Source organism: Polaromonas sp. P4_F9 (genome assembly GCF_056401235.1).
In genome coordinates, this window is sequence record NZ_JBFUJT010000041.1 from 1 (window position 1) to 25,267 (window position 25,267).

Below are 25,267 nucleotides of genomic sequence, written 5' to 3' on the forward strand. Positions count from 1 at the left end.
TGCTGCCACGCCACTTACGGGCCGTGCGGGGACTCAAGCCAGCGGCTGCAGCCGCTGGCTTCAGACCAATCCGGGCAATTTCTTGAACCAAATGGGCTCGACCTTTGGGCGTCATTGAGGCATTCTTGTGGATGTTCATCCGGGGAGTCCTGAAGAAGTTGGGAAGTCAGAACCTCCATCTTCCTTCACCTCGGGTGAACAACCTCTTGGGAAACTACATCTAGCGGATAAATTGAGCTCTTATGAATCCAGAAGGAGCTATTCATGACTGATGACTTAAAAAACCGTGGTCCGGCGGACCGCGCACGAGTGAACGTCAACGAGGCCTGGGAGCGCGCCTACTGGTGCAAGGAATTTGGATGCACTGAGACTCAGCTTCGAGCCGCTGTTGTCGCAGTTGGCGTTATGGCGGTTAACGTGCGCCGACATTTGAGCAAGTGAAGGCGTGGAGGGGTTCGCTCTCTATACCGTACCCACGCGGTTTGTGGGATTTTGCGAGGAGGAAACGATGAAAAATACTATTTTTTTGATAGCATGCTGCGCCATGACGATGGGAGCATTTGCGAAAGGTTCCGGCCATTCTGGTGGTAGCCGTTCCGGCAGCGGGCATGTAAATTCCAGCAGCCATTCAGTGCGGGGCCACACTACAAAAAATGGAACCCACGTCCAACCAAGCAGGGCAACCAATCCTAATCACACCAAGCGGGACAACTACTCCCAAAAAGGTAACGTCAATCCATACACCGGCAAAGAAGGTACCAAGAACTAAAGGAGGCAAGGAGAACCGACCAGTCGGGAGTCAGGTGGAGGTAAAACCAGCGTCGAACAGTTCCTTCATCACCCGGATGAAATCGTCCACCACCTTGGAGCGCGGCTGATGTGCGGGCAGCACCATGGAAAACTCACACGGAACGGTGGGCAAAAGGGGACGGTAGACAACCGAGGGGGCGCGCAGGCGGCCAGCGGTAAATGGGTCGACAACGGTGAGTCCCAGCCCTCCAGCGACCATGCTGCAGGCCAAGTGCGCGAGCGTTGTGTCCACCGAACGCCGGCATGTCACCCCAGCGGCCTCAAGCGCCATTTCCAGTCGCATGCGCATCGGACTGTTGCGGCTCAACGAGATAAGCGATTCACCCTGCAGGTCAGTGATTTTTACTGCCTTTTTGCGCGCCAGCGCATGGCCGCGTGGAAGCACACAGACCGCAGGGACGCTCGGAAGCGGAAATACGTCGACCCCTGGGTATTCGGTGCCCATCATCTGGACGAATCCGATGTCAATCTGATGGGCGGCCGTGAGCTCAAGGACTCCAAGCGAATTACGCACGTCCAGTGAAATCACCACGCCTGGCCGGGCAAGTGAAAATCGCCGAACTCCCTCACTGAGAAGGCTCAATCCTAGCGTGTGCATGGAGGCGATACGCAGTGTGCCGATACGCACAGATTTCAGATCCTGCGCGACTCGCTGGACCTGTTCCATACCTTGATAGAAACGATCCACTTCCAGGAAGAGCCGCTGTGCCTCCGCGCCTGGGATCAGGCGATTGCCTTCGCGCCGAAAAAGCCGTATGGCAAGTGTCTTCTCCAAATCCTTTATCAGCCGACTCACCGCAGGCTGGCTGACTTTCAGAAGCTCCGCGGCAATGGTCATGCTGCCGGTCATCATGACATTGCGGAAAGCTTCGAGTTGTCGGGGATTGAGTTCCATGGTTGCTCCAAGGCAAGCGACGTGCCTGCAGCTAGATGCCGCAACGCATCAAATGCAGTGTTAGCTGCTGTTTATCAGCGCAGAGCATAACATTTGCTTATGTGCGTCCAACCCTATTTGGAGTTGTGCCGTGAGAGGGGTGAGTGTCATCATTCGGTCACGGAATCGGGCTGCATGGTGCAGATCCAGCCGCTGTAAATCCAGAGCCGCTGCTCTCCGAAAACACTTCATGCTCAATTATGTGATCCGACGCCTGTTGCTGTTCGTGCCTATGCTCGCGGGCATCTCTCTGGCCGTCTTTTTCGTCATGCATGCCATACCCGGTGACCTGGCGCGCATGGCTGCCGGCCCCGATGCGGCCGAGGCCGACATCGAGCAAATCCGCCGCAACTATGGCCTGGACAAGCCGCTGCATCAGCAGTATTTCATCTACCTCCAGCGTGTGGTCTTGCAAGGCGACCTCGGGGACTCCTTTCAGACCTATGCGCCGGTGACCGAGAGCATCGCACGTACGCTCCCAGCGACCCTTGAGCTGGCCACCGCCGGGATGCTGCTGGCCGTGGCACTTGGTGTGCCACTGGGCATCGCGGCTGCACTCAAGCCGCGCGGTCTGCTCGACAGCGCTTTGACCGCACTTGCGGTGGTCGGCATCTCGATGCCGGGGTTCTTCCTGGGCCTTCTGCTGATGCTTGTCTTTGCATCCACGCTGGGCTGGTTGCCCCCCACCGGCCGGGGTAGCTGGCAGCAACTGGTGATGCCAGCCATCACGCTTGGTTTACCGTATGTAGCTACTTTCTCTCGGTTGGCGCGCTCCAGCATGCTAGACGTGCTGGGGGAGGATTACATCCGCACCGCTTATGCCAAGGGGGTGGCACGGCCACGCATCGTGTTACGTCATGCCCTATCCAATGCATCAATACCCCTGGTGACCTCGTTCGGCATGGATTTTGGCCGCCTGCTTGGGGGGGCGGTCATCGTCGAGACTGTATTCGCCTGGCCTGGTATGGGTCGTTACATGATCGACGCGATCATGGTCCGCGACATCTGTGTCGTGCAGGGAACCATCCTGGTCTTCGCCGCACTCGTCGTTCTCATCAATCTCATCGTCGACCTGGCATATGGATTCCTTGACCCTCGCATCACCTACGCTTGAAGTGCAGCCCAACGTGCCTGTCACCACCACGGCAAGGACTCGGCGCCCGGCCGGCGGCTTCCTGCGTTACCTGCTCAGTGCGCGCCGCTGGATTGCCTCGGTCTCACTAGCCATTCTGTTGGCAATTTTCACGGCTGCCGCTATTGCGCCCTGGATGTTCGATTGGATATCCGTCACGCAGGTGAACCTCGACCGAGCGCTGCTCGCACCGGGCAATACCTTCTGGCTTGGCACAGATGAACTTGGGCGTGACCTGTTGGGACGTGTCCTCTGGGGGGCACGCATCACGCTAGCAGTTGCCTTCGGCAGCGTTGCAATGGGTATGGCCGTAGGCATTTCTCTCGGTGCGCTTTGCGGCTTTTACGCCAACGCAGCCACCGGCACTCTGATGCGGCTCATGGACTTCATGATCGCCTTTCCTCGCACTTTGGTGGCCATCATGGTGGTGGCCGTTGCCGGCAATAGCGTGATGAGCCTGACGGCCGCTATCGCTATCTCCACCATGCCGATTTATGTGCGCTTCTTCGCAGCGCCGGTGCGGGCGCTCAAGGAGCGCGAGTTCGTGCTTGCGTCGCGATCCATAGGTGTGGGCGACCTGCGACTGATCCTGAGCCACATCATCCCCAATATCGGATCCCTCATCATCGTGCAGGCCACGACCTCACTGGCCGAGGCCATTTTGATTGGCTCCGGACTGAGCTTTCTCGGTCTGGGTCCACCGCCGCCAATTCCTGAGTGGGGCGCCATGATCGCCAACTCCCGGGCCCATCTCACCAGTCACCCGCATGTGTTGCTTGCACCTGGTTGTGCGCTGTTCATCGTGATCCTGAGCTTCAACCTGGTCGGCGACGCGCTGCGGGATTACGTGGATCCGCGATCGCGGCAGTCGCGGCGCTGAAATCCCGTCAGATCGATCCTTCACGCTCCAAGACTGAATCCAATCTCGCAGCCGTCACTGCCTTCCAAACTCCGGAGTACCTTCCATGCGCCACAGTTTTCCGTCCGTCACCCGTCCGCTCACCGCCGCGGGCCTTGCCCTGATGCTGCTCGGCGGTGCCAGCCATGCTGCGGTTGAAACCAGCTTGACTTATGTCCAAGGCACAGAGATTGACACGCTCGATCCAGCCGTGAGCCGTAGCACCCCCTCGCAAATCGTCATCACGCATATTTTTAATAAATTGGTGAGCTGGGACGGCCCCGGCTTCAAGAAGATCGTGCCTGACCTTGCGGAGTCATGGAACGTCTCTGCTGACGGGAAGGTCTGGACTTTCAATCTTCGCAAAGGAGTGAAATTCCATGATGGGACGCCACTGGACGCGGCGGCTGTCAAGTTCAACCTGGACCGTTTGCGCAGTCCCGAACTGGGTTCGCCGAACCGGTCCTACTACGCTGCTATTGAGACGGTAGAGGCCCCGAGCACCTACGTCGTGACCATTGCCACCAAGGAACCGTCGCCCACACTGCTTGAGATTCTGACCGAGGAATGGGCATCCATCAGCAGTCCCACAGCCATCGAAAAGCGTGGCCGGGCCTATGGCCGCAACCCCGTGGGTACGGGACCCTATGTATTCAAAAGCTGGATACCCAATGAACGCGCCGAGATTGTGCGCAATCCCGACTACTTCGGCACTCCCGGGAAAACAGACCGGCTGGTGTTTCGTCCCGTGCCGGAGAATGCTGCGCGCGTGATCGAGCTGAAGACCGGAAACGCGGACGTTGCCGCGAACATTGCGCCGGAACTCACAGGTGACTTCAAGGGCAGCGACAAAATGGTGCTGCAACAAGCCCCTAGTGCCTTTCAGGTGTTCTTCGAGCTTAATGTCACCAAGCCCCCCTTTGACGACGTGCGTGTACGCAAGGCGGTGAATGTGGCCATCGACCGCCAAGCCATCGTCGACAAGATTCTGCTGGGCTATGGCCGCGTTCCCGTCAGCCCCTTTCCAGAGGGAACGCAGGCTCGCCGCATATTCCCGGCTTACAAGTACAACCCGGACGAGGCGCGCCGCCTGCTGAAGGCAGCATTCCCTGGTGGGTACCCCGGTGTCGTGACCATGTGGACTCCCTCGGGCCGTTACACAAAGGATCGTGCCGCCGCCGAAGCCGTGCAGGGCTACCTCAACGCCGTCGGTCTGAAGACGGAGTTCAAGGTCTGGGAGTGGGCCACCTACCAGAAGGAGCTGTACCGCGCCGAGCCCGGCAAGGGTACGGGCAAGGGAAGCAACGGCGCCAACATGTGGCTGCTGGGTACCGGCATCCCGAATGCGGATATCCGCCTGCGCCGCAAACTGAGCACGGGCGACCCGTCCAACCTCACCGGCTACTCCAATCCGATGGTCGACGGCCTGCTGGCCAAAGCTGCCGGCGAGATGAACTACGACAAACGCATGGCGACGTACGGCGACGTCCAGCGCGTCGTCTGGGAGCTCGAACCCAACACGATACCGCTGTTTGACCAGGTTCAGCTCATCGGTCAACGCAAGGGCGTCAAGGGTCTGACCGTCTACAGCGACGAGATCGTCGAATTTAACAACGCAACTGTCACCCGCTAACCCACTTGACGCCAACTTTCAAAGTCCCGATGACATCCACCACCCTTCATGAAACCCTGCTGACCGAAGCCCGGTTGAGCGCTCCCCCGGCCGCACGGCTGATCAAATACCACGACCTGCCAGGCCTGGAGCGCGAGAAGAAACAGTTCCAGGAATTTGTCGCAGTCGACATGGCGCACACCACCATGCTGGTGGAGGAAGGCATCATCTCAACAGCAGCCGGCCGCGCCATCCTTCAGCAGCTGCTTGCGATCCGCCGCATGGAACCGGCTGACTTTCCCACGGACGTTCGCAAGGGCAGTTTCCTGCTGCAGATCGAGTCCTACCTCTTTGCGGAAATCGGCGAGGACGTAGGCGGGCAGATGCACACCGGCCGTAGCCGTATCGACCAGGGCGCCACCGTCCGGCGGCTTTACAAGCGCAACCGCATGCTCGATGTGATGGACCAGCTCAACGGCCTGCAGGACGCCATCGCCCAGCAGGCGCGGCGCCATGCTCGCACCATCATGCCCGGTTACACCCATCTTCAACATGCGCAGCCCTGGGTCTTCGGCCACTACCTGCTGAGCTTCAGCTCGCGGCTGCACGACAGCTTCGAACGGCTGGCCCAGGCGTATGGCCGTGTCAACCGCAACCCGCTGGGTGCGGTCGGCCTGGCTGGAACCTCCTGGCCACTGAACCGCATGCGCACCACCGCACTGCTGGGCTTTGATGGGCTGGTGGAAAACTCCAAGCTGGGACGCGAGGCCTACTACGCCGCCGAGGCCATCGGTGCTCTGGCCTTTGTCATGGCGGACCTCAACGACCTGGCAACCGATCTGCACCTTTGGTCCAGTACAGAGTTCGGCTTGGTCGAAAGCGACGACAGCTACTGCGGCACAAGCAGCATCTTTCCCCAGAAGAAAAATCCGGCAGGCCTTGAAACCATTAAAAAGGCCGCCGGCTCGGCCGTAACCTGGCTGGCCACCGCGCTGGCCACCTTCCGTGCGGAGGGAACGGGTGATCAAGCCATGCGCGAACTGCCATTGATCGATGAGGCACTCGCAACCACTGAAGGCATGCTTGACCTCTTCACCGGGGTAATCGAGACGCTGATCGTGCATGACGACCGTATGGCCGAATCACTCAGCGGCAGCTGGTGTACGGCCAGTAACCTTGCCGATGTGATCGTACGCGAGCGCGGCCTTTCGTTTCGCCAAGTGCATCACATCGTGGCGCGTGTCGTGCGCAACTGCATAGCGCAAGGCATCGCACCGGCCGATTTGACCAGCGCACTGCTCGATGAGGCTGCGCTGGAGACCGCTGGCCTTGAGCTCAAGCTCGGCGATGAGGCCGTACGCGATGCGCTTGACCCGAGGCGCTTTGTCGAAACCCGCGTTACTGATGGCAGCGTAGGGCCGCTACAGGTCGCTCGTCTGCTGGCGCATGCGCAGAGCGAACGTGTTGCCGACAAGCGCTGGGTGGAGGAGGCGCGCGCCCGCCTGGCACGGGCTCAGAGCGAACTGAACCAGGCCGTCGGTCGGCTTGTTGCTGCCGTGGAAACTGTATGAACGCTGACCTCGTCGCTCGGGTGCAGAACCTGAGCGTGGCCTTTTGCGGCGACGCCGGCAACCCCATGGCGGTGCGCGATGTCTCTTTCGAGGTGACGCGCGGAAAGACACTGGCCATCGTTGGCGAGTCGGGCTCGGGCAAATCGGTGACTTCGCTGGCAATCATGCGTCTGGTAGAACTGGGTGGCGGTCGCATCGCCTCCGGGCAGATGCAGCTGCGCACCCGCCATCATGGGGTGGTCGATCTGATGGAGGCGCCCGAATCCCAACTCCGTCGCCTGCGGGGCGCCGACATGGCCATGATCTTCCAGGAGCCCATGACCTCTTTGAACCCGGTTTTCAAGGTGGGCGACCAAATTTTGGAGGCCATCCGCTTGCACCAACCCGGTGGCCGTGCGGCCACGCTTGCCCGCGCGCTGCGCATGTTGGATCTCGTGAGAATCCCCGATGCCAAGCAGGTGATGGGTCGCTACCCGCACCAGCTTTCCGGCGGCATGCGCCAGCGAATCATGATCGCGATGGCGCTGGCCTGTGAACCCACATTGCTCATTGCCGATGAACCAACCACGGCCCTGGACGTGACCGTGCAGTCGCAAATCCTGCAGATCATCCGCGGGCTCCAGGATGACCTGGATATGGGCGTAGTTTTCATCACTCACGACATGGGTGTCGTGGCTGAGATCGCCGACGAGGTGATGGTCATGCGCAACGGCGAGACAGTCGAGCGCGGCTCGGTAGGAGCCATATTTGGGCGGCCCCGGCATCCATACACGCGAAGTCTGTTGGCTGCAGTGCCCAGGCTCGGCGCCATGCAGGGTACCGATTTTCCAGCGAAATTTCCTTTGATCGAGGCCGGCACGGGCGAGGTAGTTCAGACCGTTGCCCCGTCGGGCTTTCCACCGGATGCATCTACGCCAAATTACGACCACCCACCCTTGTTGCGTGTGCGTAATCTGGTGACCCGTTACGACTTGCGCGGCGGCATTCTCGGCCGCGTGCAGCGCCGTGTCCATGCGGTAGAGGATGTGAGCTTTGACCTGTTCGCTGGAGAAACACTGGCATTGGTCGGTGAATCAGGCTGCGGAAAATCGACCACAGCCCGTGCGGTAGCGCGCCTGCTGCACACACAAGGCGGGCAGATCGAGTTCAACGGGCAGTCCATCGGCAGCATGACCGGCAGCAGGCTCAAGGGCCTTCGTCGAGAGGTGCAGATGGTGTTCCAGGACCCCTACGCATCGCTCGATCCGCGCCGCACCATCGAAGACTCACTGCTTGAGCCGCTGAAGGTACACAACATTGCATCCGGGGAGGAGGGTCGTCGCAGGGCTGGTGAACTGTTGCGCAAGGTTGGCTTGCTACCGCAGCATGCGCACCGCTACCCACACGAGTTCTCGGGCGGGCAGCGCCAACGCATCTGTATCGCGCGAGCGTTGGCCCTTTCGCCACGCCTGATCGTGGCCGATGAGTCGGTTTCCGCACTTGACGTATCCATTCAAGCTCAGGTCATCAACCTTATGCAGGATCTGCAACGCGAATTGGGGATTGCCTTTCTGTTTATCTCGCACGACCTGGCTGTGGTTGAGCGCGTGAGCCACCGGGTGGCTGTGATGTACCTTGGGCGCATCGTGGAGATTGGCACCCGTCGCCAGATCTTCGAAAACCCTCGCCATCCCTACACTCGCAAGTTGCTGTCCGCCGTTCCGGTGGCGGACCCAGAACGCCGCAACCTGCGCCACATGATGGACGGTGAAATTCCGAGTCCCATACATGGCCTGCACTATGTGCCACCCGAGCTAAGCCTCGACGAGATCGCACCCGGCCATTTTGTAGCTCACGAAGCGTTGATGGCAGCTTGAGCGGTTCAGACAAGCGCTACACGTTGTGGTACTTCTGATCAGCGCTGAGTAGTCAATAGCACCGATTACTGTCACATTCCTTCAACCTTCACTGGAATCTACATCATGACGAAAATTTCTAGGTTAGTTACAAGCCTGTTCATTGCATTGGCCGCCACAGCCGCTTGTGCGGAAAGCTATCCAACGAAGCCGATCCGTTTGATCGTTCCATTTCCTCCAGGGGGAACCACCGACAATCTTGGCCGCCTGCTGGCCAGCCGTCTGTCCGAATCGCTTGGACAACAGGTGATTGTGGACAATCGTGCAGGCGCAGGCGGCACTCTCGGTACAGATATCGTGGCCAAGTCGGCGGCGGATGGATACACGTTGTTGTTCGGAGGAATTGGCCTGGCAATCAATGCGTCGCTGTATAAGAACTTGCCATACGATTCCAAGAAGGACTTCACCCCCATCGCAACGTTCGCGACTGTTCCAAACGTATTGGTGGTCAATCCAGTGGTTCCGGTTAAGTCGGTTAAAGAATTAATCGACTATTCGAAGAAGCATCCCACCAGCCTGTTCATGGGGTCGGCCGGCAATGGAACTACCAACCATCTTTCGGGCGAGTTGTTCAAATCGATGACGGGAGCTACTTTTTCGCACGTACCTTACAAGGGTAGCGGACCCGCGATGACTGATTTGTTGGGAAATCAGATTCAGCTGATGTTCGACAATCTTCCAGGATCGGTGCAGGGGATCAAAGCTGGAAAACTGCGTCCGCTAGCTGTTACGAGCACGACAAGGTCTCCGGTACTGCCCGACGTACCGACAATGATTGAAGCAGGAGTGCCGGGGTACACCGTAAATGTGTGGTCTGGTGTCCTAGGGCCAAAGGATCTACCAAAGGAAATTCTGGTCAAGCTTTCGAATGAAATTTCGCGTATCGCACGAGATAAAGCAATGGTTGAGAAACTTACCCTGCAGGGTGCTACCCCACTTGTCTCGACGCGGGAAGAATTCACTAAGCGTATTCAATCGGATACTGAGAAGTGGGCAAAACTGGTGCGCAGTTCTGGTGCAACTGTGGATTAATTTGTTAGCGGGTTGGCTGCAAATTACTATATGTTCGTGTGGCTCGGCTGAGACACGGCCCACAGCGACTGAAGCAGGGCCTTTTGCAGTGAAGCTAGTTCGAGGCTTTCGATGGTCAGGGCATAGTTCTCAGACTTGGACGAGACGTAGGTCACCATCTCGTCGCTGATGTATACCGTCATACCCAGATCCACTCCAGGCGGCGCATAACGCAGCTCCCGCATCTCGTCGGCGCTGGCGGGCCACACTGTCTTGGTTTCGCGCGAATGGGAGCGGACCACTTCGAGCCTGATGCCTCTGCGAACCCGCTCGGCGATGAACTTGTCCATCCAAGCGGAGCCGGGGACTTCCATCAACTCCTGCATAGATAGGATGCCGAGCAGGAGCTTAGAGCGGCATTCGAGGTGTGCCCAGATGGCCCGCTGGATGCCATCGACGCCTTCATGGAACTTGATGCGTGGCTTTCGTGGGCTGCTGTTGAACAGCGAGCGTAGTTCAGGCACGAGGTCGTTCAGCATGACCCGTGTCCGCTCCCAGTCGCGGATCAGTACGCCAGGGTCGCTCGGAACGACTTGCCTCACGCCTTCCTCGCTGTTGATTTGAGCAAGCAGGCCGCGCTTTTCGAGGCGCTGCAGTAGGTCGTAGCCGTTCGTTCTAGTGACTCCGGCGCGATTGGCTACCGCAGTCACCGGCGCCGCGCCCAACTCGAGCGCCGCGAGGTAGAACTTGATCTCCTTGTCGTCCAGGCCCACGGCTGAGAGTTTGTCCATCATTTTTCAACTCCTTGTCGAGATATTTCGACAACATTATTGTCGCAATTCCTAGGGTTATTGTAAGTGATATTGATGTCGAAAAAAATCGACATCAACAATGAGTGTCGATATACGTTGACAATGCTTTCCGATGACTTCTAGACTTGGATCTCTTGCAAAAGTCTTCAATAAGGAAATCAAATGCAGTCTCTGAAAGCTTGTGTTGTCCAAGCTGCAGTCGTCGGCGGCAACACCGCAGCTACGGTCGACAAAGCCGTGTCGCTAATCCTTGAATGCGGCGCGCGCGGCGCGCAACTCGCCGTCTTTCCCGAGGCGTTCCTCGGGGGTTATCCGCATGGAGCACGCTTCGGGAGCTTCTTCGGTGGGCGCACCGCCAAAGGCCGGGAGGAATTTGCCTCCTATTGGGAGGGCGCCATCGATGTCCCCGGCAAGGAGACGGAAGCGCTGGGCGCGGCGGCGCGCCAAGCCGGGATGTTCGTCACGATCGGCGTTATCGAGCGCGACGGCAGCACGCTGTACTGCACCGCAGTGTTCCTCGGACCGGACGGTTCGCTGCTCGGCAAGCACCGCAAGTTGATGCCCACAGGCGTCGAGCGCCTGTGCTGGGGCTTCGGCGATGGCTCGACACTAACTACGGTCGATACGCCGTGGGGGAAACTAGGTGCGGTGATCTGCTGGGAAAACTACATGCCCATGATGCGCATGGCAATGTACGGCCAACGCATCGCTTTGTACTGCGCGCCGACGGCCGATGACCGTGAGTGCTGGACTTCGACGATGCGTCACATCGCCTTGGAAGGTCGCTGCTATGTGTTGTCAGCTTGTCAGTTCCTGACACGCGCCGACTTCCCGGCCGGCATGCACAACCACATCAGTGACGATCCGGACCATGTGCTAATGCGAGGGGGTAGCGTCATCGTCGACCCACTGGGCCAGGTGCTGGCCGGCCCCGATTTTAACGGCGAGACCATCCTGACCGCCGAGCTGGACATGCGGCAGATCGTCCGCGGCAAATTCGACTTTGATGTCGCGGGACACTATGCAAGGCCCGACGTCTTCCGCCTGGACGTCGACGGCCGCCCCAAAGTACCTGTCCTCACGCACGGGGGCACCTCATGACACAGCCGCCATTCGTCAACTGTGAAGGCTGCTGTCGTGGCAGTTGATCGATTTTCAAAGCCAAATTCCGGCCACCTGCGATTGAACAATAAAACGGCCTTAATCCACGTGACAGTGCAGGCGCATCAAGACTGGAAATGACCATGCGCATGCACCAACCATGCCGACATTACATTTTGGTATGAATGCCACGTCAATTCTGATTGGACATGAATACCTCGGCAATCGGACAATCCTTGGCATAGAAGCTTCGAGGATATCTTTATATGAAAGCTGGTGTTTGCGCTTGCATGGGAGTAATCCGAAATCAATCTGCGTCGTGTCCAGCCGCTTTGCCGATCAATGCGGGGGCCGCGGTATACGTGCGCGGGGGGGGGGCACCATGACGTAGCAGCCGCTTCAATGGTAAAGGCCGATACAGCAGTTGATCAACTGTCAACACGGAAAGCCAATCTTTGCAAACTTCGCCTCAGTCCTAAAAAGCTCTTGATCCTTAAGACAAAACCAGCCACTTTTTTAACACGGAGACAATCATGCGTACCACTCCTATTGTTCTGACACTATCTATCTTGTTCGCGCCCTTTGCGGTGCTTGGCGCGGAGACGCTCTACGTCGGGGGGGCTGGGGGTACGCTCCAAAAGGCCTACGAGGAAAAGATCATTCCTCCCTTCGAAGCCCGAACCGGTGCCAAAGTGGTCTACGTGGTAGGGAACTCGAGCGACACAGTGGCCAAGCTGATTGCGCAAAAGGGTCGCCAGGACCTTTCGATCGTCTTGATTGACAGCGGACCGATGACCCGTGCGGTGGATCAGAACCTGTGCGCACCATTGCCCGCCTTGCCGGTACTCAATGACCTCTATCCCAACGCCCGTATGCCTGGGGGCACGGCAGTGGGCTACGGCTTCTACGCCACTGGCCTAGTCTACAACACGGCGGTCTTCGCCAAGAACGGCTGGGCGGCTCCGACATCGTGGAACGACCTTGGCGACCCTAAGTTCAAGGGCAAAGTGATAGCGGGGTCGACGGTTGGCTACGGCATCGAGGCGCTGGTGATGCTTGCGCGCGCCAATGGCGGCAGCGAAACAAACATCGAACCGGGCTTTGCCGTCATGGCCAAGAAAGTGTCCCCGAACGCACTCAACTGGGAAGGTTCGAACGCCAACATTGCGCAGCAGCTCCAAAGCGGTGAGGCCGCGCTGGTCGCATGGTCCAACATACGCGGGCAGATGGCCTTCGATCAGGGAGCGCCGGTTGCGTTCGTCTACCCCAAGGAAGGCGCGAGGCTGGGCTTGAATACAGTGTGCGTGGTCAACGGCGCGCCGCAGCCCAAGTTCGCGGAGCAATTCCTGGAATATATCCTGTCGCCAGATACACAGGCGAACCTAGCCAAGTACGCTGCGTTCGGCCCCGTCAACTCCAAGGTTAGGCTCGAGCCCGAAGTCGCGCGAAAGGTGGTCTACGGCCCTGAACAGACCAAGACACTCGTTCCCGTGGATTGGTCCGCTATCAATAAGCAGCTCCCTGAGTGGAACAAACGGTGGAACCGCGAGGTTGAGCGCTGAGCGGAGAGCGCCGTGGAGTTTGGGTATTACGACATGGCATTTCTTGAGCTTCAAGGTCTGACGAAGCAGTATGGCGAAAGCGTCGTCGTCGATAAGTTCAGTCTTTCCGTAGCCAAAGGTGAGTTTGTATGCCTTCTCGGCCCTTCGGGCTGGGGAAAGATAACGACGCTGCAAGTCTCGTAACCGGTGAGGACTTTTCAATGGGGACCGACTTGATTCCAGAACTGGGCTTGGAGTCCGAAACGGTAGAAGGATTGCTGGCGCGGTCCGATGACACGGGCGCCGGCGCAGAGTAATCGACGACTTGTGTCGCCAGACTCTCGTCGTTGCGGACATCCCGCACGGCAGGAAGCAGTGGACAAGAGTAGCAAGGAAATGAAATGCGGCTCGCGCTCGCTCAGTACGCTTTAAGCGAAATCGTTGATGAGAACCTCGGAACAGCCTTGTCGCTCATGCGCCAATCCGCCGAGATCGGCGCACAGCTCGTGGTGTTTCCTGAGCTTTGCCTGAGCCCCTTCTTCCCCCAGTACGAAGGCCGTGACGCAAGTCGCCGTCTGGTCGGCGTCGATGACGAGCGACTTGTCGCGTTCCAGAAGACGTCGAGAGAACTCGGCATTTGGTCGGTACCGAACCTGTACTTCGGAGCATGCTCGCAGCGGTTTGACGCCTCCTTCATGATCGATCAAGACGGCAGGATAGCGGGCATCTCGAAGATGGTGCATATCGCTCAAGCGCCAGGCTTCTACGAGCAGCCGTACAGGCCGTGGGATGAGTGGTAGATGAGCGGTGCGAGTAGCAAGCGCACGACTTGTCAATCCTGCTTTGAGTCGCAGTTGCAATGCAGCGCTCAAGCGCGATTGACTAGTTCCTCGTGTCTCCCCGCGGGTCTTTGACCCAAGGTGGCCTGGAGCCGCATCCACCGTGGCAGATTGCTCGGACTCAATGGTGCGATGCACTAGGGAAGGTCTCAACAAGGCCGATTCGAGCGCACGGCGTGCGCATCGAATTGGCGCTTTACCACGAAGTGTCGCTTCCGATCGGCGATTTCAGACAGTTGTGGCCTTATGTCCTCGCCTCACGCCGCTTCGGAAAGGACCACCACCGTCGTCACCATCAACTGCTTGCGCATCATTCAAAGGTCCAACAGTGCGAACGGGGTGACCACGTGCGCTGTGTTGCCAGCACGCAGAATCTCACCTTCACAGGCCGAACTGGCTCGATGACACGAACGGATGCTCCGCTTTCGCGCGCATTACTGGCCTTGCGGTGCTCGGCCTTACGAACCTTTGTTTGGGCCCGACCTTCAGGCAACTTGGCGATGCCGCCTGGCTGGGCTGCAATCTGCCACTCCAGATCTTCGCGATCCACCTGCAGTGCAGCGCCCCGTTAGCCGGACTCGGGTCAGACTTGTTTTGCCTTGTCATGCAGCAGGTCGGCCGCTTGGTCGACCTCCGCGTCGTTGGCCGCCGTAGTGGTCACCATGAGCACCAGCCTGTCCGCGTCCCCCAGTATGGGAACCACCGACTGCCCCTCTTGGTTTGATGCATCTCCGAGTTAGGCGCCCATTGACCGCCTTCAGGATGTCGTCTGCCGGTCACGCGAGTCAGAAGACCTCTTACCGTTCGTCTTTCAGATCAGCTGCCTCCAACATCACCCGATATAGGGGACATTGGCCACTTCGCTGCGAATTTTGCCGAGGGCGTGGGCGTCGTGCCAGAGATCCATCCGATCGTGTCACGACGCCCACCCGCTCAACTAATGATTGGAATGGTCTCCGGACAAAGCGGCGTCACGAACTCGACACCTTCCTCTAGGACATGGATAACTTCCTCGAACTGGAAGACAGCGCCATCGCGTTCAAGCTTTGGCTCGATGTGCAGGATCATGCCGGGGCGGATAGCCGTGTGATCCATCGGTCCGAGGTTAGGCAATTCAACAAGTCCCATTCCACCAGAGTGCCCGAACCTAACTGACTTCGACCCAGAGGCGTGCAAGGAAAACTTGTTACCGACCATATACGGCGCCCACTTCTTCATGGTCTCATGATAGAACTCCGCGCACGTCATTCCCGGGCGCACAGATCGGCAACGCTCGAGCGTGAGCTCACGGACCTCTGTGTAGGCCTTCAGTTCCCACGGCTCAGGTTCGCCCGCGCGCGCGATTCGATTGCGATCCGCCGGGTACCCGCCATAGGTTGCGCGGAAGTCTGACCACACGTAGTGTCCCAGCTCCAGACGTCGGGAAGTCGGCGGGCGCCCATACATGAAATCGCCTTTGCTGAAGATGACTGGAAGCGGGTTGGCGCTGTCGGCGCCGTTCAAGAAGGTTTGCGCTTGGATTATCCGCCACAGCTCGACTTCGGAAATTCCAATATGGGCTTGGGCGATGCTCTGGTCGAATGCCTCATTACAGATGGCAAACGCAGTACGTTTCAATTCGACCTCGAATGGCGTCTTGATTTGCCGAACGCGCCACAGCGTGGGCGTGGCGCTCTTGACGCTCTTGCCTGCAGAAGATTCGCGCAACGCATCGATCAATGACAGAGCACCTCGACCATTCATCTCAGTCCCGTAGTCGATGCCGCTCCTAGGCGCCTTCCCTTTGAACTTGTTTTTAACCGTGTCCGCTACCAGCGCGACTCCTTCCTCAAGGTAGCCGTCGTAGTAGACCGCAGAAAACACGCGTGGCCTGCCATCCACATACGGCTTTTCATAGTGGGCACCTACAAGAATCAGGTCCGCCGCAGTGACCAGGAGAAAAAATGGCCTCGAGCTGAAATGCCAAGTGAGAGAGTAAAAATCGGTGAAGTACCGAATGTTATCGACATCAGTTAGAACGATGAGATCTAGCTGATCGGCATCCATCTCCTTGCGGATGTTCTTCAGGCGACCCGCTAGTTCGTCCAATGAAACTTCAGGGGCTGGGGGCCGAGTTCCTGCCACCAGTCGGGGCGTAACGTTGGGGGGCGTTGGTTTGTTTTCCATCAGTGGCTCCTAAAATGAAATGCAAGTTTTGTCAAGCACGCACGCATTGAGTCCCCGCTACTTGCGGGTAACAGTAGGAAGCTTATCGATGGCAATGCGCCCCGTCCAATCACATTACTAGCGCTTCACATACATCAACCTTATGGTGGAGGCTCGTGTCGCAGCTCCAACTCGGTCCATCAATGACCACGACTGGTGTCCAGTTCTTGACGTAAGAGTCCGACATCGACGCGGGCGCTTCGCCTGATTGGCATCTCGAAGAGTTCTAGAGAGGTTGTCCCACGGTGCTGGCATCGACTGGCAAGTCAATGGGCGGCGACTTTACGACTCCCAGCCCTCGGCGCCGAGAGCGGCCGCTCGGCCAAGGGTGGAGCAGCGGTCAAGTGGTTGCGACTCGGTTCACTGCCGGCGTCAGCGAAGCGGGGTGCCTGGCGCAACGCCTCCCCATGCAGCCGGCCGACCGCATCACAGAGTTGCGGCCACACCGCTGCCAGGCCAATTGACTTGTCGCTCAACGCTCAGGCAACTTCTTGCCGGGCAAGTTGACGAACACCTTCGACGTGAGGCCGTCGAAGCTAAAAACGGGGCAGAAGCCCCGACGTGCAATCAGCCTTCATTTTGCGCGATCGTTCAACACTACGCGCAACTCCGCCGCCTGCGCCATCTCGGCGGTCAGCGCCGACCGCCGCCACTCAACTAGCGCAGAATGCAGCGGGACCAATCAGGAGACGGACTACGCACGCACGCCGTCTGAAGTTGGGGTAAAGCTTGGCTTACCGAGGAAAACGCCGCTCATATCCTGTTGAACATCCAGTTGCTGTAGCATCGCAAGGATGGGCTTAGGATCTCTTGTCTGAGCTGCATATTTCATACAATTGCCGAACTTGCTCACGACATCATCCCAACTTATTGGTACGTACGTTCCACGCTCCAAGATGCGGCTCCCGTCTTTAAGTATGACTTCGATATCGACTGCATCTCCCCCTTTTTTATCCTGTAGACGCATTTCGACGAGAGGCATAAATTGCTGGAATTCATTGGAAGTGAGGAGCTCCAAGTTGAAATGATCCAGCGTCACCTCGCCATAAAGCATGGCGGCGGTCACCGTGAAGTTCATACTGAACCTCGCCTCGGTAGGGTCCTTCGGGTCCTGGCACTGCAGATCAGTCATCCGAAGCGCACTGGATACATAGCATAGGATTTTCTCTACATTGCCGACGTCGAAACCTCGTCGTGCTCGAGCTTTCTTCATCGCGTCGATGCAGACATGCGCGACCTGACAGCATGGATAACGCTTTACCTCGATACCAGGATTGATGAGTTCGAAATTCTCATCGTCTAGTGGCGGCAGGCTAGATCTCGACATATCTATCAGTGGCAAGTCGACCTCTGCGCGTCGGCCGCCTGTAAAGGCGTGGACAAAGCCGCGGATAAAGCCGTCCCCTCCCTCGAGAATATCGTCGCCCGCCGTGAACCCCTTTTCGGCCAAGGTAGCCGCCATATAGCCGGCTCTTGCTGCGAGCCCGCAGTGCAAAGGCTTCACCATCGTACCGCTATTGTTAAGCACGCCGCAGGCATGCGAACCCGCAATCGCTAGCGCACGCTCGCTTTCGCTGGCATCAAGGCCGCGGAGAGCTGCACACGCTACCGCAGCACCCAGAAGGCCAACCGTCGATATCGTATGCCATCCCTGATCCTTATGATCTTCATCTAATCGCTCGCCGACTTTGCACGCAACCTCCATGCCCTTCACATAAGCGTGAATGAACTGAAGACCGCTTGGCGCCCTGGCAGGATTTCTGGACAGGTCGAAAACCGTGGCCAGTAACGCAGCGACAATGGGTGCGCTGGGATGACCCGGCATCGAAAGGCTCGTATCGTCGAAGTCGTACGCATGAGCGGCCGTCCCGAGCAACTGGGCAGCCCCATCCAAAGTCTTTGCATATCCCCAGCCAGGCACAGGAACATCACAAGGCGTGCCGGTCCAATCATTCGCCTCCGCCAGAATCTTTACAGGATCTGTCCCGGTACCGGCGTAGATGCAGGCTAAGGTGTCGGCGATGTGGAGTTTCGCTTGCCTGATGACCACATGTGGTGGATGGCGCGCATCTGCGGCGTATTGCGCTATGAGCTCTGTGGCGGTTCGCTTCATTGCTGAAATTCTCAGTTTTAGGTTTATGTGCGATTGCAGGTTGTCGCATCCGAGCTGCGGTGTCGGCCGAGCTGGTTACGAGGAGAATTCTCGTTTGTTGATGCAATCAAGTCCAGTCATAAATGGTTGGGTAGGCATGCCAAAACCTGATGTCGGGTCTTTCGACGATGTAAGTGGTAGTTCGCATGTCACTCCGTGTCCGGCGTGCGCACGGGGACTTTGGGCCAGCTACCAACCTCCAGCCGGAAGCCGTTGGGACGCGCCTAGTTGCGGGCCAGGATGCCGCCTTGCTGGCCCTCGAAAACTGCTGGAGCAGTCCGAAGTCGATGCACGGCACAGAGATGTGCGCGCCGACGGTAGACCACGAGCGCGAGCAACAAGGAGACGAGCCGGCGACGCAGGCGCCTTCGTAGACTATGCTGTATGGGGTGGTCAAGCCGTGGCTCTTGGCCACAATGCGGACGGTATCCATCACTTCGAACGCGGCACGCATGCGTATTGCCGTCGCAATGATGCCGCTAGCGATGCTCCCTCCTGCCCCTTACCCTTGCGCGTAAAGTTGTGGACGCTCCGCCCACGTATCTGGGACTCGCTCGAATGGCCCGAAGCAAGCATTCGCCGCCGCGGTGATGCTCCTTCTGGGCGGCCTGGTGGTCGGTGCGCTCCCATCGATCACCACGCTCTACATCGCGGGTGTGCTCACCGGTACCGGCTACATGCTCGCGTATGTCGCGCTGAACAACGGCATCGGCAAGGTGACGGAGGCGCGGCGCCTGACGGATGCTTTTCCCGCGATGGCAGTGTGCTTCTCGCTATCGGGGCTCACGGGACCAATGGTGTCGGGTTTTCTCATCGAACACGCTGGGCATCAGTTCGCATTCCTTGCCCTCGCGCTGTTTCCTGCGGTGGCGCTCCTGCTGCTGACTCGTGCCGCGCGCGCGTATCCGGTGATGCGCGTCGCGGATGCAATGACGGTGCGGGCTTCGGGCGGCGAAATGTCGGTTCGCCCGGGGGACACCGCGCGCTACTCGGTCGAACAGAAGCACGCCATCGAGAACCGAGGCAAGACAACTGCCAGTGCACGATCCGAATCTGCTCCGAAGTGCGGGCGCGATTTTGCTCAGGGCCTTAGGTTGAAAACCCCAAGCATAATCCGCGTCGCTTGAGGTACGGCTGGTCAATACATGATGTCTAGTTCGTAGCTTGCTCCCGCGTTGCGTTAGGTAGACGCCGCGGGCCTTGCAGGCTGTTGCGCCCCCAACGCCAGCCCACAGGCGAACTAAATCACAGCTTGTGGAAGCGCAGCCGATAGCCGAAAAATCAAATCGAGATAGGAAGGGCGATCCTTCGATAGCTGTTGACTGATGGCTTACCCGCCGAGAGATGGAGCTCTCCGCGCGCGCAGTCCATGACAACCGAGAACGCTGTTTCGGTGGGCTCGCTTGAAGATGCGGTCTTACACACCGAATCCGGAGCTCCTGATTCATCTCGCAGAATACGCATCACACCGTCGACTGTTCTTTCCTCACGTGAAGTTGCAGCCCGTAGCGCCGAAAGGCGCGCAGCCGACGAGGGGTACATGCCGGCGAGAGCTTCCCGATCTTCTTCGTCTCGCGTCACTGGCACTAGAGCGTTGTTCGTGTGCACGAGGGCTTCCGAGGGTGGAAGAAAATTAGCACCGCTTTTGGCAGACACTTCTACCGCTGCGATCTCTCCACTTCGATCAGCAAGCAGATAGGAGCGGCCACCGATGTGCGATAGCGACGCTATCTTGCGAGCTGCAGATCCAACGTCAGACGCTTCCAGAACTAGACGGCGGACGACCTGGCTCGGAATCCCGACGCGCGATGTCTTCAGAAGAAGATCATTGTTGACCAGAGCCAGCCCCCGATTGTTCATTCCGACGTTACAAAGGCCCCCAAAAGATGTGACAACAGCGAACAGGAAGCCGCTCTGTGAAAAATGTAGGAACAGGGCGAGATCTGCGTGCTTCGAAGGCAGGCCATCCCAGTTTTGGGCGGCGATGGCTCCGGACTCGGTCTTGATAGCTAGCGCGCTGCATCCAGTATCACTGAATGGCTTGAGCAGTTCGAAACCACTACGCAACACAAGTTCAGGCACAGTACGGCCAGCTCCCTCGGCGATACCCACAAGCTCTTCAGCAACTTGAGGTGCATGTGTACGAATCGCCTCAAATGCTGCAACCGCGCGCATACGCGCCTCCGAAAGTTCGTGTTCAGGTAAGAGACTTAGATCACGATCAAGAATATTCGTGATCTCGCTCCGAAAGCGAGACCCATGAGCGACGCCCCGCTCATAAGCGGTGCCTACCAGGACGACTATTGGCATTTCCATGTTCATTTTCCGATCTTCTGTGTGGTAATTGCGCTGCAACAGGATTCCGCATGGGCTTGATCGACTTCGACATCAATGTGCCGTGCAATACGGCTTCGGTCAGAGAAGACTTGGCATATTGCCGCTGTGCCGGAGGCATCCGGGAATAGCATTGAGTCGGAGGCCCGGTTGGTATCGAAAGTAGAAGGCACTATTGGAATTCGCAATCTGTTGGCAACGAACAAATCGTTCTTGCGCTAAGGATTCTCGATCCGCCAGGTTAGCCCGTCAAATCAGAAATGCTTGGGATCGCATGCCAAAATCTGATGTCTTCAGAAATGAAATCCTGAACCGCGACCCTGGTGTCATGCCCCATTCGGCGATCGTGCGATTCAGCGGTCGGATTCTCGTGCAAAAAAAGGCGCAGTCGCACTCGAGGGTGGTCTAATGGAGTGAAGCGAATGTTTGGAGGATAGGCGTAAGCCCACCTGGACGGCAGCGGAACCACACGAAGTGGCCGGGCCGACGAAGCTCAGACCTCCATTTTCGAGATTGGACGGTATTGGGGGCGCTGCCCGAAGAGAAAGGATTCAGTATGCGGACACTCAGTCCAAGGCAAGTGGCCGCCTTTCGAGCGGTGATGCTTACCGGTGGCATAACACGCGCAGCGTCAATGCTGCATCTCACGCAACCCGCCGTTAGTCGTTTGATCAAGGAATTTGAGTACACGCTGGGTCTTAGGCTGTTCGAACGGTCAGGATCCGGCATCGTGCCCACGCGCGAGGCCAGCATTATGTTCGCCGAGGTGGAGCGACTGTTTACGGGCCTTGACCGAATCATGCAACTCGCAATCGAACTTCGACAGGAGCCGGCTCAGTCGATTCGTATTGCCGCGTTCCCGGCCATTGCGAATGGATTTCTACCTCGGTTCGTGGCTAAGCTTCGAACGACCGCTCCGGACTGCAGGCCGACGATCTTTAGCTTGGCCTCGTCGAGCGTCATCGACTACGTGGTCAATGAGAAATGCGACCTCGGGATAGTTACCATTGTCCCTGAACATCCATTGGTCTCTGTAGTGCAGCTTGAGACGATACCCTGCGTCGTGGTGTTGCCCAGTGGTCATCCGCTCACCTCCCGCGCCGTTCTCGAACCCAAGGACTTCGCGGACGAAGCCTTTGTCTCCGTCTCGCCGACAATCATGCACCTTCGAGTCGACGCGATGTTCGCAGCACATCAGGTGGTTCCAAGAATCGTGGCGCAGACTCCGCAATGCACCGTTGCATGTGCGATGGTCAGCGCCGGGCTGGGGCTGTCGATTGTGGATCCATTCTCCGCCGAGGACGCGATGGCAAGCGGTGTAGTGGTAAAGCCCCTCAGACCGTCTCTTCCGTATGAGTTCGCGTACGTGCTCCCGGCTAAGCGGGACCCGTTTGCGATGGTCACAGAAACGATAAAGGCGCTACAGGAGGAGTTTGCGCGTATGAGGGCCGTCTAATTATTTTAATTTATGGCGTCCGGAACGGACGCGGCAGACATAACGTTTTCAGGCGGAAGGCACGAACGCCGCCACTGTATCCGCCGTCGCCACAAAGAGGCCGCTAATAGCAGGCCGCGCGCTGCCCGCAATATGGTAGCTAATGCCATTTAGGCGACTACGGCAGGCAACGCCTCGGCGGCGACCCGCTCGCTCATCGCGGATTCCTGGCCCCATCAGCGCCATAGCACAACTGGCGACAAACGGAGTGTCAGCAAGAGACCCGTCGTGAGCACGCCAAGCCATGCAAGCGTCGTCATCACGGTCGCGCCCGCCAAGGCGATTCCAAGTGACGCTAGTGGACTGTAACGATTGAATCGGGAGTGATGCGCCGTGACAAATCGCAGTATTTCCACTTCACGGGTTTGGGCTGCTGGTTGTAATGGCGGATGTATCGCATGAGTTTGCGCTTCAGATCAGGCAAGGACGTGATCACGCCGCGGGAGATGACATCGCGCTCGATCTTGGCAAACCACAACTCCACCCGGTTGAGCCAGGACGAATAGGTCGGGGTGAAGTGCATATGAACGTTGCTGTGAGTAGCCAGAAACTCGTCAACATGCTTTGTCTTGTGGGCCGACAGGTTGTCGGCCACGAAGTCCATGCTACAGATCTGGTTGATCTGCTGCGCCAATGTCTTGGGCTGACGCAGTTGCGCAGCCTTGTTTCGCTTGGCGCGCTTGTGACGCAGGGATAGGCCCTGTTCGCTGTACAAGCGATATACCCGCTTGTGATTGTCTGTAAAGCCTTCGCGCTTGAGCTCACGTGCACACGCCTGTAGCCGTAGTGCACGCGTGTACGAGTGATTTCGTTCATCCGCATGACCCGTGCAGTGTTGTCGCATGCCACAGAACGGTACAGGTGCACGACGCGACTGAGCTGGATGGCGGCGCATGCCTTGCGCATGCTGGGCCCGTACCGCTGCATCAGGTCGTTGGCCAGTTCACGCTTGCGCGATGGCTTCAGAGCTTTTGACAATGCGTCCTGCAGCATGACCTTGTCCAGACTCAGAGCGGCGACCAGGCGCTTGAGCTTGGCGTTCTCTTCTTCGAGCTGGCGTAGCCGGCGCAGCTCCGAAGGCCCCACGCCCCCGTATTTCTGGCGCCACATGTGGAACGTGGCATCGCTGATGCCCCTCTTGCGGCAGATCTCATCGACCCTCACTCTGCCTGCTTCAGTGGACAAGCCACACGTCCACAGGGATAGCCTGGATACATAAGGTAGACGTATGTGGTGCTTCGGAAATGTGATTGGACGTTCCGGAGGGGCACCGATAAGCTACTTCCTTGTTAGGTCCGCTCGGCGCGAAATTTTCTGCCGATGCGAAACATAGATTCGAGAACCTTATTTAGGAGCGACTAGTGCAGAACAAATCCACCCCCCTCAAAATCACACCTGAACTGTTTGCTGGAGCGCGGCCTCCCGCGCCTAGTGTTTCACTGGAGGAGCTCGCAGGTCGCCTGAAGAGAATCCGCGAGGAAATGGGGTCCGATCAGCTCGATGCTCTCGTTCTGACGGATTACGAGAATGTCCGGTACTTCACTGACTTCCATACAAATAGCTGGCACTTCAATTCCAGGCCGTCCTTCTTGGTGGTGACGGCGGTGGACTTGATCCTGTTTAATGCCAAGTACGAGAAGCCGCATGTGGAGGGGAAGTCGCGCGGATTCTCGTCGGTCTATTACGATGGCTACATCGAGGACGGCGGCGCGGCGGTGGTCGAGGCCATCAAGGGAAAATTCAAGGGACGAGCCCCAAGGATCGGCATCGACTACGGAACCGAAATGAACGGACGAGGTTCCCTCGCATTGATCGACGCCTTGCGCGAAGTGTCCGGGGGAGTTGCGCTCAAGAGTGCTACTCCGGCGCTATGGCGCGTCAGGGCAATCAAGACGCCGTTCGAGGTCGAGTTGAAGCGTACGGCCTTTGCGATTTGCAATGAAGCGTTCGACCAAATGATCGCGCAGGCGTATATCGGGATCTCAGAGATCGAGTTGTGGCGTGCGATGCAAGCGCAGACGTTCCTGAATGGCGCCGACAGGGGCGATCCGTTTCCCGTGATCTTTAGCAAGGGCGATTTCATGTACGGTCGCCCTCCGTCTAGTCGCCGACTGGAGCAGGGTCACTACGTGTGGTCTGACTTCAGAGCGACTTACGGTGGCTACGGGGCTGATCGCAACAGAATCGCTCGCGCTGGCGAGCCGGAGGCTTGGGAACTGCAGGCCTACACCGAAGTCCGCGAGCTAACTGTCGAGCTCTGTCGATCCGTGCGCCCGGGAATGACGTGTTCGGAGTTCTACGAACACGCCGAGAAGAAGTGGGAGCCGTATATGGCTGGGAACAATTTTGCGGCCCACGCCCCTGGAACAAAGTTGACGCGATTCGGCCACTCTGGTGGGATGGGAATCGTTGAACTGCCGAACCTCGCCCCTAACGACCATACGGTAATCCGTCCTGGCATGATCCTTCACATTGAGCCGAAACTTGAGCGGAATGGCGCCGTCTTCCAGTTCGAAGAGGTCATCCACGTTTTGGAAGATGGCATGGAGTTCGTAACGCCGCTTTGTCCGGAAACGCTGCCGATTATCAACTGACGACGTGACGCTCTTCTTCAGAAAGGTTCGCACTACAGCATTTGTGGGGTCAGGTCGCTGGCCCGACCTCACCGTAGTGCGAGCCTCGCGGGTCGAATGGCCTTCAGTGAGAGGCGCTTGTTCCAGCAACCAATTGGATGGGGGCCAGCCCGCAGGTGACCGAATTCCTGTCCTTGGCTTCCTGTGCGTGGTAGCGGGCGATCTGTTGCGTCTTCTGAGGCTGGACTGACACTTTTCGGTTGCGCTGTCACAAGCACTGCGAGGCTTCTATTGAAACACTCGACTCCACGTCAACGGGAGTGTGAAAAGTATTTAGTGTCGACCGCTTGGA

General features: G+C 58.1%; 20 protein-coding genes and 2 pseudogenes. 15 read left to right on the plus strand and 7 right to left on the minus strand.

Translation table 11 applies throughout. The annotated features are described in order from the left end of the window. Positions 1 to 139, minus strand: a 139-nt coding sequence (locus tag AC1DUB_RS24875) for a leucine zipper domain-containing protein (RefSeq protein ID WP_477731859.1), incomplete at its 3' end; no start/stop codon positions are given. Between the two features lie 125 nt (positions 140 to 264). Between AC1DUB_RS24875 and AC1DUB_RS24880 the strand changes: the two genes are divergently transcribed. Together AC1DUB_RS24880 and AC1DUB_RS24885 are read left to right on the plus strand one after the other, a co-directional pair. Next, a complete protein-coding gene (locus AC1DUB_RS24880; protein ID WP_477731825.1) occupies positions 265 to 441 on the plus strand; it encodes a DUF3606 domain-containing protein in 177 nt (58 codons plus the stop codon). Between the two features lie 67 nt (positions 442 to 508). Further along, positions 509 to 769 carry a hypothetical protein gene (locus AC1DUB_RS24885; RefSeq protein WP_477731826.1) on the plus strand — a complete coding sequence of 87 codons (261 nt, stop codon included), beginning with the start codon at positions 509 to 511 and terminating at the stop codon, positions 767 to 769. A 30-nt stretch (positions 770 to 799) separates the two neighbouring features. Here AC1DUB_RS24885 and AC1DUB_RS24890 read toward each other — a convergent pair whose 3' ends face one another. Then, positions 800 to 1,705: a LysR substrate-binding domain-containing protein gene (locus AC1DUB_RS24890; protein ID WP_477731827.1), complete on the minus strand. Its 906-nt coding sequence runs from the start codon at positions 1,703 to 1,705 to the stop codon at positions 800 to 802. Positions 1,706 to 1,934: 229 nt separating this feature from the next. Between AC1DUB_RS24890 and AC1DUB_RS24895 the strand changes: the two genes are divergently transcribed. The 6 genes from AC1DUB_RS24895 to AC1DUB_RS24920 all read left to right on the plus strand — a co-directional run bounded on the left by AC1DUB_RS24895 (position 1,935) and on the right by AC1DUB_RS24920 (position 9,884). Then, positions 1,935 to 2,858, plus strand: coding sequence for an ABC transporter permease (locus tag AC1DUB_RS24895; RefSeq protein ID WP_477731828.1), 924 nt, complete (start codon positions 1,935 to 1,937; stop codon positions 2,856 to 2,858). Further along, positions 2,824 to 3,756: an ABC transporter permease gene (locus AC1DUB_RS24900; RefSeq protein ID WP_477731829.1), complete on the plus strand. Its 933-nt coding sequence runs from the start codon at positions 2,824 to 2,826 to the stop codon at positions 3,754 to 3,756. Before AC1DUB_RS24895 ends, AC1DUB_RS24900 begins: the two co-directional genes overlap by 35 nt. Before the next feature lie 85 nt (positions 3,757 to 3,841). Next, a complete protein-coding gene (locus AC1DUB_RS24905; protein WP_477731830.1) occupies positions 3,842 to 5,407 on the plus strand; it encodes a glutathione ABC transporter substrate-binding protein in 1,566 nt (521 codons plus the stop codon). A gap of 29 nt (positions 5,408 to 5,436) precedes the next feature. Beyond that, complete coding sequence (gene argH / locus AC1DUB_RS24910; protein WP_477731831.1) at positions 5,437 to 6,957, plus strand: argininosuccinate lyase; 1,521 nt, start codon at positions 5,437 to 5,439, stop codon at positions 6,955 to 6,957. Beyond that, positions 6,954 to 8,813: a dipeptide ABC transporter ATP-binding protein gene (locus AC1DUB_RS24915; protein ID WP_477731832.1), complete on the plus strand. Its 1,860-nt coding sequence runs from the start codon at positions 6,954 to 6,956 to the stop codon at positions 8,811 to 8,813. Before argH ends, AC1DUB_RS24915 begins: the two co-directional genes overlap by 4 nt. Before the next feature lie 105 nt (positions 8,814 to 8,918). After that, a complete protein-coding gene (locus tag AC1DUB_RS24920; RefSeq protein ID WP_477731833.1) occupies positions 8,919 to 9,884 on the plus strand; it encodes a tripartite tricarboxylate transporter substrate binding protein in 966 nt (321 codons plus the stop codon). 26 nt (positions 9,885 to 9,910) lie between these two features. Here AC1DUB_RS24920 and AC1DUB_RS24925 read toward each other — a convergent pair whose 3' ends face one another. After that, positions 9,911 to 10,654 (minus strand): TrmB family transcriptional regulator, encoded by a 744-nt coding sequence (locus tag AC1DUB_RS24925; RefSeq protein WP_477731834.1) that lies wholly within the window; start codon positions 10,652 to 10,654, stop codon positions 9,911 to 9,913. Between the two features lie 183 nt (positions 10,655 to 10,837). Between AC1DUB_RS24925 and AC1DUB_RS24930 the strand changes: the two genes are divergently transcribed. The 3 genes from AC1DUB_RS24930 to AC1DUB_RS24940 all read left to right on the plus strand — a co-directional run bounded on the left by AC1DUB_RS24930 (position 10,838) and on the right by AC1DUB_RS24940 (position 14,117). Beyond that, the gene (locus AC1DUB_RS24930; RefSeq protein ID WP_477731835.1) at positions 10,838 to 11,776 is read left to right on the plus strand and encodes a carbon-nitrogen hydrolase family protein; all 939 of its coding nucleotides are present in this window, start codon (positions 10,838 to 10,840) and stop codon (positions 11,774 to 11,776) included. A 533-nt stretch (positions 11,777 to 12,309) separates the two neighbouring features. Beyond that, entirely contained in the window at positions 12,310 to 13,338 is a 1,029-nt protein-coding gene (locus AC1DUB_RS24935; protein ID WP_477731836.1) for an ABC transporter substrate-binding protein, read from the plus strand. 380 nt (positions 13,339 to 13,718) lie between these two features. Further along, positions 13,719 to 14,117 carry a carbon-nitrogen hydrolase family protein gene (locus AC1DUB_RS24940; protein WP_477731837.1) on the plus strand — a complete coding sequence of 133 codons (399 nt, stop codon included), beginning with the start codon at positions 13,719 to 13,721 and terminating at the stop codon, positions 14,115 to 14,117. Between the two features lie 972 nt (positions 14,118 to 15,089). On the opposite strand, the gene AC1DUB_RS24945 is transcribed toward AC1DUB_RS24940, so the two are convergent. Together AC1DUB_RS24945 and AC1DUB_RS24950 are read right to left on the minus strand one after the other, a co-directional pair. Further along, entirely contained in the window at positions 15,090 to 16,322 is a 1,233-nt protein-coding gene (locus AC1DUB_RS24945) for a M24 family metallopeptidase (protein ID WP_477731838.1), read from the minus strand. Between the two features lie 733 nt (positions 16,323 to 17,055). After that, complete coding sequence (locus AC1DUB_RS24950) at positions 17,056 to 18,474, minus strand: MmgE/PrpD family protein (RefSeq protein WP_477731839.1); 1,419 nt, start codon at positions 18,472 to 18,474, stop codon at positions 17,056 to 17,058. A gap of 185 nt (positions 18,475 to 18,659) precedes the next feature. Between AC1DUB_RS24950 and AC1DUB_RS24955 the strand changes: the two genes are divergently transcribed. Both AC1DUB_RS24955 and AC1DUB_RS24960 read left to right on the plus strand, forming a co-directional pair. Continuing rightward, positions 18,660 to 18,887 carry a hypothetical protein gene (locus tag AC1DUB_RS24955; RefSeq protein ID WP_477731840.1) on the plus strand — a complete coding sequence of 76 codons (228 nt, stop codon included), beginning with the start codon at positions 18,660 to 18,662 and terminating at the stop codon, positions 18,885 to 18,887. Positions 18,888 to 19,088: 201 nt separating this feature from the next. Then, a pseudogene (locus AC1DUB_RS24960) lies at positions 19,089 to 19,640 on the plus strand (hypothetical protein); the annotation flags it as partial. A gap of 154 nt (positions 19,641 to 19,794) precedes the next feature. Here AC1DUB_RS24960 and AC1DUB_RS24965 read toward each other — a convergent pair. Next, complete coding sequence (locus AC1DUB_RS24965; protein WP_477731841.1) at positions 19,795 to 20,868, minus strand: C45 family autoproteolytic acyltransferase/hydolase; 1,074 nt, start codon at positions 20,866 to 20,868, stop codon at positions 19,795 to 19,797. Between the two features lie 535 nt (positions 20,869 to 21,403). Between AC1DUB_RS24965 and AC1DUB_RS24970 the strand changes: the two genes are divergently transcribed. After that, entirely contained in the window at positions 21,404 to 22,303 is a 900-nt protein-coding gene (locus AC1DUB_RS24970) for a LysR substrate-binding domain-containing protein (RefSeq protein WP_477731842.1), read from the plus strand. Between the two features lie 334 nt (positions 22,304 to 22,637). On the opposite strand, the pseudogene AC1DUB_RS24975 reads toward AC1DUB_RS24970, so the two are convergent. Further along, positions 22,638 to 23,500 (minus strand): annotated as a pseudogene (locus AC1DUB_RS24975) (transposase); the annotation flags it as partial. A gap of 203 nt (positions 23,501 to 23,703) precedes the next feature. Here AC1DUB_RS24975 and AC1DUB_RS24980 point away from each other — a divergent pair. After that, positions 23,704 to 24,936, plus strand: coding sequence for a M24 family metallopeptidase (locus tag AC1DUB_RS24980; protein ID WP_477731843.1), 1,233 nt, complete (start codon positions 23,704 to 23,706; stop codon positions 24,934 to 24,936). Positions 24,937 to 25,267: the final 331 nt, after the last annotated feature.

Coding starts and splice junctions, on each gene's coding strand:
- AC1DUB_RS24925 (WP_477731834.1), bottom strand. CDS start 10,654: ATGGACAAACTCTCAGCCGTGGGCCTGGACGACAAGGAGATCAAGTTC.
- AC1DUB_RS24930 (WP_477731835.1), top strand. CDS start 10,838: ATGCAGTCTCTGAAAGCTTGTGTTGTCCAAGCTGCAGTCGTCGGCGGC.
- AC1DUB_RS24905 (WP_477731830.1), top strand. CDS start 3,842: ATGCGCCACAGTTTTCCGTCCGTCACCCGTCCGCTCACCGCCGCGGGC.
- AC1DUB_RS24970 (WP_477731842.1), top strand. CDS start 21,404: ATGCGGACACTCAGTCCAAGGCAAGTGGCCGCCTTTCGAGCGGTGATG.
- AC1DUB_RS24885 (WP_477731826.1), top strand. CDS start 509: ATGAAAAATACTATTTTTTTGATAGCATGCTGCGCCATGACGATGGGA.
- AC1DUB_RS24935 (WP_477731836.1), top strand. CDS start 12,310: ATGCGTACCACTCCTATTGTTCTGACACTATCTATCTTGTTCGCGCCC.
- AC1DUB_RS24895 (WP_477731828.1), top strand. CDS start 1,935: ATGCTCAATTATGTGATCCGACGCCTGTTGCTGTTCGTGCCTATGCTC.
- AC1DUB_RS24920 (WP_477731833.1), top strand. CDS start 8,919: ATGACGAAAATTTCTAGGTTAGTTACAAGCCTGTTCATTGCATTGGCC.
- AC1DUB_RS24900 (WP_477731829.1), top strand. CDS start 2,824: ATGGATTCCTTGACCCTCGCATCACCTACGCTTGAAGTGCAGCCCAAC.
- AC1DUB_RS24955 (WP_477731840.1), top strand. CDS start 18,660: ATGTCACTCCGTGTCCGGCGTGCGCACGGGGACTTTGGGCCAGCTACC.
- AC1DUB_RS24880 (WP_477731825.1), top strand. CDS start 265: ATGACTGATGACTTAAAAAACCGTGGTCCGGCGGACCGCGCACGAGTG.
- AC1DUB_RS24950 (WP_477731839.1), bottom strand. CDS start 18,474: ATGAAGCGAACCGCCACAGAGCTCATAGCGCAATACGCCGCAGATGCG.
- AC1DUB_RS24945 (WP_477731838.1), bottom strand. CDS start 16,322: ATGGAAAACAAACCAACGCCCCCCAACGTTACGCCCCGACTGGTGGCA.
- AC1DUB_RS24890 (WP_477731827.1), bottom strand. CDS start 1,705: ATGGAACTCAATCCCCGACAACTCGAAGCTTTCCGCAATGTCATGATG.
- argH (WP_477731831.1), top strand. CDS start 5,437: ATGACATCCACCACCCTTCATGAAACCCTGCTGACCGAAGCCCGGTTG.
- AC1DUB_RS24940 (WP_477731837.1), top strand. CDS start 13,719: ATGCGGCTCGCGCTCGCTCAGTACGCTTTAAGCGAAATCGTTGATGAG.
- AC1DUB_RS24915 (WP_477731832.1), top strand. CDS start 6,954: ATGAACGCTGACCTCGTCGCTCGGGTGCAGAACCTGAGCGTGGCCTTT.